8 protein-coding genes are annotated in these 6,499 nt (G+C 70.3%); 1 reads left to right on the top strand and 7 read right to left on the bottom strand.

Features of this window, described 5'->3' with window-relative positions; translation table 11 throughout:
• Positions 1 to 519 (top strand): SH3 domain-containing protein (locus NON00_RS05830; protein ID WP_370688676.1); only part of this gene is annotated, 519 nt, incomplete at its 5' end.
• A 61-nt stretch (positions 520 to 580) separates the two neighbouring features.
• Here the strand turns inward: NON00_RS05830 and NON00_RS05825 are convergent.
• The 7 genes from NON00_RS05825 to NON00_RS05795 form a co-directional block, all read right to left on the bottom strand.
• Positions 581 to 1,438, bottom strand: coding sequence for a SirB1 family protein (locus NON00_RS05825; protein ID WP_256018412.1), 858 nt, complete (start codon positions 1,436 to 1,438; stop codon positions 581 to 583).
• Positions 1,439 to 1,587: 149 nt separating this feature from the next.
• Positions 1,588 to 1,974, bottom strand: a complete 387-nt coding sequence (locus NON00_RS05820) for a histidine triad nucleotide-binding protein (protein ID WP_256018410.1) — start codon at positions 1,972 to 1,974, stop codon at positions 1,588 to 1,590.
• 83 nt (positions 1,975 to 2,057) lie between these two features.
• Entirely contained in the window at positions 2,058 to 2,657 is a 600-nt protein-coding gene (locus tag NON00_RS05815) for a phosphoribosyl-ATP diphosphatase (RefSeq protein WP_256018409.1), read from the bottom strand.
• On the bottom strand, positions 2,657 to 3,433 hold the full coding sequence (hisF, locus tag NON00_RS05810; RefSeq protein ID WP_256018408.1) for an imidazole glycerol phosphate synthase subunit HisF: 777 nt from the start codon (positions 3,431 to 3,433) through the stop codon (positions 2,657 to 2,659). Before hisF ends, NON00_RS05815 begins: the two co-directional genes overlap by 1 nt.
• Before the next feature lie 237 nt (positions 3,434 to 3,670).
• The gene (locus tag NON00_RS05805) at positions 3,671 to 4,537 is read right to left on the bottom strand and encodes a 2-keto-4-pentenoate hydratase (RefSeq protein WP_256018407.1); all 867 of its coding nucleotides are present in this window, start codon (positions 4,535 to 4,537) and stop codon (positions 3,671 to 3,673) included.
• 107 nt (positions 4,538 to 4,644) lie between these two features.
• Positions 4,645 to 5,649 (bottom strand): tripartite tricarboxylate transporter substrate binding protein, encoded by a 1,005-nt coding sequence (locus NON00_RS05800; RefSeq protein ID WP_256018406.1) that lies wholly within the window; start codon positions 5,647 to 5,649, stop codon positions 4,645 to 4,647.
• A gap of 130 nt (positions 5,650 to 5,779) precedes the next feature.
• Complete coding sequence (locus tag NON00_RS05795; protein ID WP_256018403.1) at positions 5,780 to 6,493, bottom strand: RNA methyltransferase; 714 nt, start codon at positions 6,491 to 6,493, stop codon at positions 5,780 to 5,782.
• Between the last annotated feature and the right edge of the window lie 6 nt (positions 6,494 to 6,499).

Genomic DNA, 6,499 nt, shown 5'->3' with positions numbered 1-6,499 from the left:
GCCGCGGCCGCAGCGGCGGCCGCCGCCCAGGCGCCCCAGCCCCCCGCCTCCCCCGCGCCGAGCGCCGCCGAGATCCAGCTGCCGAGCCAGGGCAGCGTGACCGGCCTGCCGGTGCCGCGCTTCGTCTCGCTGCGCAGTGACGAGGTGAACCTGCGCATCGGCCCCGACACCCGCTTCCCGATCGAGTGGACCTATCAGCGGCGGGACATGCCGGTGGAGATTCTGCGCGAATACAACCAGTGGCGCCGCATTCGCGATGTGGATGGGACGGAGGGCTGGGTGCACCAGTCCACCCTGGCCGGGCGGCGCACTTTCCTGGTGCGCGGCCAGGAGCGCAGCCTGCACCGCAGCGAGGGCGAGGGCAGCGCGGTGGTGGCGAAGCTGATGCCGGGCGTGGTGGGCCGCGTGCGGCGCTGCCAGGCGGAAAGCCGCTGGTGCGAGGTCCAGGTGGGCGACCACCGGGGCTATATTCTGCGCAGCGAGGTCTGGGGCATCGGCCCCAATGAGGAGATCAACTGAAGGCGGGGTCCGGGGGGACCCTGTCCCCCCGGTTCTTTCTTTTTATTCTTTTTTTCTTCTTCTAATTCAGCAGCTGCCGCCACTCCGCCGCGAGCTGCCGCGCCTGGGCCGCCGCATCGCCCGCCGCCGGCACGAGGCCCAGGAAACGCTCCAGGCAGAGCAGACCCGCCCCCACCTGCCCCAGCCGGTGGTTCATCAGCGCCGCCTCACGCCAGAGCGGCGCGGTGCCGGGGGCGAGGCGCAGCATGTCCTCGGCACAGCTCAGCGCCCCGGCGAGGTTGCCGGCGCGCAGCCGGCGCAGCTTGATGTTGTTCTGCAACCTCAGCAGCACATCGCGCTTGCCCACCCCGGCCAGCATGCCCGGCTGAAGCTCCGCCTGCGGCCCCTGCATCCGCTTGAGCAGCGCGCGCAGCGCGGGCGCGCCGAGCAGGCTGCCGCCCTGGAACGGGTCCAGCACCGCCTGCCCCTGCGCCCCCCCAAGCCCGATGAGGAAATGGCCCGGAAAATCCAGCCCCTGGGCCGGCCACCCCACCGCCTCCGCCAGATGCAGCCAGAGGATGCCGAGCGCCACCGGCAGGCCGCGCCGCCGCCCGATCACGCGGATCAGGTTGGCATTGGCCGGGTCGTCATAGGTCTCGCTGTCGCCGGCATAGCCGTGGTGGCCATGCAGCAGCCCGGCGAGCAGCGCCACGCGGCGCGGCGCATCGCCCCGATCGGCCAGCGGGTCGGCGGTGGCGGCGGCCACGGCCTCGCGCGCCAGTTCCGACAGATGCGCGGCGGCGGCGCGCCAATCGGCGTCCGGCGCGTCGATGCGGGCAAATTGCAGGGCCACGAGGCCGATATCCAGCTCGGCATCGGGCAGCAGGCCGGCGGCGTCCAGCGCGGCGCGCGCCTCGGCCTCGGGGGAGGGATCAGCCATCCTTCCTGGGATGGCGATGGCCCGCCGCCCGGTCAAGGGGCAGCAGGCCGCGAAGCCACTTCACCCGAATGGGTTTCCAAAGGCCTCAGGCCTTTGGTGGCTGCAAGGCACTGCCTTGCAGGTCTGAGAGGGGCGAAGCCCCTCTCCGTTCACGCCGCGGGCGCGACCAGCATGGCGCCCAGCCGCTTGCCGCCCAGGATGTGCACATGGAAATGCGGCACTTCCTGCCCGCCGTCATGGCCCATATTGGTCATGGCGCGGTAGCCCTGCTGCTCCAGCCCCAGCTGCCGGGCGACGAGGCCGACGGCGCGCCAGAAGCCCGCCACCTCCTCCGCCCCCGCCTGGGCCGAGAAATCGGCCAGCGAGACATAGCGCCCCTTCGGGATCACCAGCACATGCACCGGCGCCTGCGGCGCGATGTCGTGGAAGGCCAGGGCATACTCATCCTCATGCACCTTCCGCGACGGGATCTCGCCGCGCAGGATGCGGGCGAAGACATTGCCGTCATCATAGGGCGGCAGGCCGGACACGGGCATGGGTTCTCCTCCTCGGTCTCTCTCTCTGGCATGGCCCTGGCCCGCTCCCGGAGAAGGCTCCAGGGCCGGGACCAGGGTCAAGGTCAGGGCAGCTTGGTGGTCTCGGCGGCGCGGACGATGCCCTTGGGGCGGGCCGCCTTCTCAACGATACCGGAAATGCCCTCGCGCCGCTCCAGCTCCGCCCAGACCTCCTCCGGCCGGATGCCGGCATCCACCCAGACGACAATCAGGTGATAGAGCAGGTCGGCACTTTCCAGCACCGTGGCGCGGTGGTTGCCCTGGATCGCCTCGATGACGCATTCCACCGCCTCCTCGCCCAGCTTCTGGGCGACCTTGGCGGTGCCGCGCGCCATCAGCCGCGCCGAGTGCGAGGCCTCCGGATCGCCGGAGAGGCGGCGCGCCTCCACCGTCTCCCACAGCCGGGTGAGCACGGCGATATCGCCGCTCACCGGCACATCGAGCGGCGCCAGGTGGCGGGCCTCGGCCTTCAGCGTGGCCTTGCGCGGGCGCGCCACGGCGGGGATCTCCGGCGGCAGGGGCAGCGCGGCCCTGGCCTTCGCCTTCACCTTGGCGGCGGGCTTCACCGTGGCCTTCAGCCCGGCCTTGGCCGGCGCCTTGCCGGGCGCCTTCCCCTCCGCCTTCCCCGCGGCCTTCACGATCTTCTTCTTCGCGTCCTTCGCCATCAGGCCACCTTCCGGACAGGGTTGGGGCGCACCGGCAGGCCGGCGGCAGCCAGGGCGGCCTTCGCCTCCCCGATCCGCATCTCCCCGTAATGGAACACGCTGGCGGCGAGAAGCCCGGTCGCCCCGGCCTCCGCCCCCTCGACGAAGTGCCGCACCGTGCCGACACCGCCCGACGCCACCAGCGGCAGGCGCACACGCCGCCGCAGCGCCCGCAGCAGATCCAAGTCGAAGCCCGCCTTGGTGCCGTCCCGGTCCATCGAGGTCACCAGCAGCTCGCCCGCGCCCAGCGCCGCCACGCGCTCCGCCCAGTCCAGCGCGTCAATGCCGGTGCCGCGGCGGCCGCCATGGGTGAAGATCTCCCACCTGCCCTCCGCCACCCGGCGCGCATCGATCGCCACGACGATCGCCTGGCTGCCAAAGGCCTGCGCGGCGCGGTTCACCAGATCGGGGTCGGAGACGGCGGCGCTGTTGATGCTCGCCTTGTCCGCGCCCGCCAGCAGCAGCTTGCGCACATCCTCGACGCTGCGCACGCCGCCGCCCACCGTCAACGGGATGAAGACCTCGGCCGCCGTGCGCGACACCACGTCATACATGGTGTCGCGGTTCTCATGCGTCGCGCCGATGTCGAGGAAGGTGATCTCGTCCGCGCCCTCCGCGTCATAGGCACGCGCCTGCTCCACCGGGTCCCCGGCATCGCGGAGTTCGACAAAGTTCACGCCCTTGACGACGCGGCCTTCCTTCACGTCAAGGCACGGAATGACGCGGAGCGCGAGCATGGCCCAATCCTCTCTGGCAAGACGGATGCGGGGGGCGATGCGCCGCTATCCCTGTCCGGTCAAGGCTTTCTTTCCGCTGCGGCTTCGGCACGGGCACCCGGAATAAGCTTCGGGCAGAAAAGCTAATTTTTGGTTTTATTGAAAGAAACTTCTTTTTCTGAAGAAAAAGAAGCAAAAAGACTTTCTTTCAGACGGCGTCCCGCCTCAGGCCATCCGCGGGACGCCAAACCGAAAAAATCACTCCAGGCGGACGCTCACCGAAACAGGGGCATCCAGCAGGCCCGTGTAAGTCACCGTGTAGCTGCGGCCCGCCTCGGGCGGCAGAGCCGGGGAAAAACCACCCAGCGAAATCAGGTCCCCCGGCTTCAGCGCCACGCCACGCGCGGCCAGGTCCTTCACCAGCCAGGGGATGACATTCAGCGGGTGGCCGAGCAGGGCCGTGCCGGGCACCTTGGCCAGCTCCTTCTCATCGCTGGCGAAGCGCACCGTCATGCTGCCCAGCCGCGCGGCGAACTCCTCCGTCGCCTGGACCGGAATCGGCTCGCCCACCACGCCCAGCCGGGCGCCCACGCCAATCGCCAGCAGGTTCGGGCCATCCATCTGCTTGAGGTCGGCCAGCGCCAGATCCGGCATCTCGATGAAGGGCACCACCTGGTCCAGATGGCGCAGGATGGCCACATGGTCCTCCCCCGCCTGGGCAATGGCGGCATCCTTCACCCGCACGATCAGGTCCGCCTCCACCGTCGGCACGGCGGCGAACCGCGCCGGCAGCGTGGCGCCGGAGCGCGCCGCCACCGTCGCGGCATAGATCGGCCCGGCCAGCGGATGCGGCACGCCAAAACGCTTCTGCGCCGCGTCATTGGTCAGGCCCACCTTCCAGCCCACCACCTCCCCCAGCTTGGCCCGCATCGCCGGAACCAGCCGCGCCTGGGCGCACAGCCCGTCGGCCAGCGTCATCTGGCCCGGGAAAGCCTGCACCGGGGCGTTGGAGAGCAGGGAAGCCGCCATCGCCTCCATCGCCGCCGGGGAAGGGCAGTTCGGCGGGTCCGCCGCCAGGGCAGGCAGGGCGAACAGGAAGGGGAGCAGGAAGAAGGGGGCGCGCATGGGGTTTTCCTCCGGAATCGGTTTTCCGGAAGCTTGCCCGAAAATGGAAAAAAAGTCCGGGGGAAGGAATTCCCCCGGACCCCCATCTTTTTTCTGCCGGCTGGAGCTTAGTCGAGATTGGCGCCAGACTCGGTCACCAGGGCTTCCCAGGTCTTTTCCTGCGCCTTCAGATAGGTGCCATAAGCCTCAGGGCTGGCATCGACCACGGTGGTGAAGCCGTTCGGCTCCATCTTGGCGCGGAAATCGGCGGTATCGACCACGCCGGTGATCGCCTTGTGCAGCAGCGCGATGCGGTCCGCCGGCGTGCCGGCGGGGACGTTCACGCCATACCAGGACTGCATGTCGATGCCGGAACCGGGCAGCAGCTCCTTCATCGCCGGCACGTCCTTCAGCTCCGGCGCATAGGCCACGCGGTCGGCGCTGGCGGCGGCCAGGACGCGCAGCTTGCCCTCACGCACATGGCCCATCGCCAGCGGGATGACATCGAACATCATGTCGATATTGCCGGCCAGCAGGTCCTGCACCGCCGGGGCGCCACCGCGATAGGGGACATGCGTGATGTCCACGCCCGTCACCTTGCACACCTTGCTGATGGTCAGGTGGCTGACCGTGCCGGTGCCGGAAGAGCCCATGGTCAGCTTGCCCGGGTTCTTCCGCGCCGCCTCGATGACGTCCTGGAAGGACTTGTAGGGGCTGTTGGCGTTGACCGTCATGAACACCGTGCCCGTCGTCACCCGCGTCACGGGGGCGAGGTCGGTGATCGGGTCGATCGGCATGGACTTGCGGTAGAGGAACTTGTTCGCCGCCAGGATGGAGGCGGAGCCGAGCAGCAGGGTATGCCCGTCCTTCTCCGCGCGGGCGGCCTCGGCAGCGCCCAGATTGCCGCCGGCACCGCCGCGGTTATCGACCACGATGGTCTGGCCCAGAACGGGCTGCAGCATCTGCGCCAGCAGACGCCCCGTCATGTCCACCGAGCCACCGGGCGCGAAGGGCACCACGATGCGCATCGTGCGCGAGGGGAAAGCCTGTGCCCGCGCGACATGCGGCGCGACCAGGGCAGCGGCGGGGAAGGTGGCAGCGGCGCCCAGCAGGGCCCGGCGGCGAAGGGTCATGGTCTTGGGAGCTCCGGTTCGGTTCCGGGGCGCCTTCTGGCCCCGGCAGACAGCCAGGGCAAGAGTATGCATGGCAGGAAATTTATCTTTCACAACCGCGCATCGCCTGCCGATACAACCAGGACGTGCATCAGGCCAGGGCGTGCATCAGGACAGCGGCAGCGACGGAGACATTGAGGCTTTCCACCGCGCCCGAGCCGGGCAGGGTGACGCGCGCGGCACAGGCGGCGATGGTGGGTTCCGGCAAGCCTACCTCCTCATTGCCGAGCACGAGGGCGACGGGGCGGCCCTTCGGCAGCGCCTCCGGCGGCACCCCGCCGCGCGCCACCGCCGCCACGGTGAGGTAGCGCGTGCCGAGCGCACGCAGCGCCGCGGGCAGGTCGGCCGCGCGGTAGAGGGAGAGCGCCTCCAGCCCGCCCTCGCTGGTGCGCCAGGCGGAGTCGGAAAGCCCGGCCTGTCGCGGGTCGCCCGAGAGCAGCAGCGCCTTGCAGCCGAAGAAGGCAGCGGAGCGGGCAATGGCGCCGAGATTGTGCGGGTTGCCGATGCCGTCCAGCACCGGCAGGAGGTGAGAGGGCAGCGCCTCCATCGCCGGCAGGGCGGGCACGGCGCGCGGCGTGGCGATGGCGACGATGCCGCCGTGATGCGTGGTGCCGGCGATCTTGGCCAGTTCGGCGGGCGGCACCTCGCGATAGGGTTTCCGGGCGCGGGCGAGCAGGGCGCAGAACGGCCCGGCCTCCGCCCGGCGGGAGGCGAGGTAGAACAGGCGCAGCACCGCCTGCGGGCGATGGGTGAAGACCGCGGCGACGGCGGCGGGGCCACAGAGGCGGTCGGGCTCGGATTTCATCGGCGT

This window comes from Roseomonas sp. GC11, from assembly GCF_024437745.1.
Lineage (GTDB): Bacteria > Pseudomonadota > Alphaproteobacteria > Acetobacterales > Acetobacteraceae > Pseudoroseomonas.
Note: the sequence above shows the minus strand (reverse complement) of the source record. Positions and strands in the feature narration are given on the sequence as shown.

What these genes read in the sequence shown, in the direction of transcription:
- NON00_RS05820 (WP_256018410.1), bottom strand. Translation starts at nt 1,974, where the DNA reads ATGCCCGTGTCCGGCCTGCCGCCCTATGATGACGGCAATGTCTTCGCC.
- NON00_RS05800 (WP_256018406.1), bottom strand. Translation starts at nt 5,649, where the DNA reads ATGACCCTTCGCCGCCGGGCCCTGCTGGGCGCCGCTGCCACCTTCCCC.
- NON00_RS05805 (WP_256018407.1), bottom strand. Translation starts at nt 4,537, where the DNA reads ATGCGCGCCCCCTTCTTCCTGCTCCCCTTCCTGTTCGCCCTGCCTGCC.
- hisF (WP_256018408.1), bottom strand. Translation starts at nt 3,433, where the DNA reads ATGCTCGCGCTCCGCGTCATTCCGTGCCTTGACGTGAAGGAAGGCCGC.
- NON00_RS05795 (WP_256018403.1), bottom strand. Translation starts at nt 6,493, where the DNA reads ATGAAATCCGAGCCCGACCGCCTCTGTGGCCCCGCCGCCGTCGCCGCG.
- NON00_RS05815 (WP_256018409.1), bottom strand. Translation starts at nt 2,657, where the DNA reads ATGGCGAAGGACGCGAAGAAGAAGATCGTGAAGGCCGCGGGGAAGGCG.
- NON00_RS05825 (WP_256018412.1), bottom strand. Translation starts at nt 1,438, where the DNA reads ATGGCTGATCCCTCCCCCGAGGCCGAGGCGCGCGCCGCGCTGGACGCC.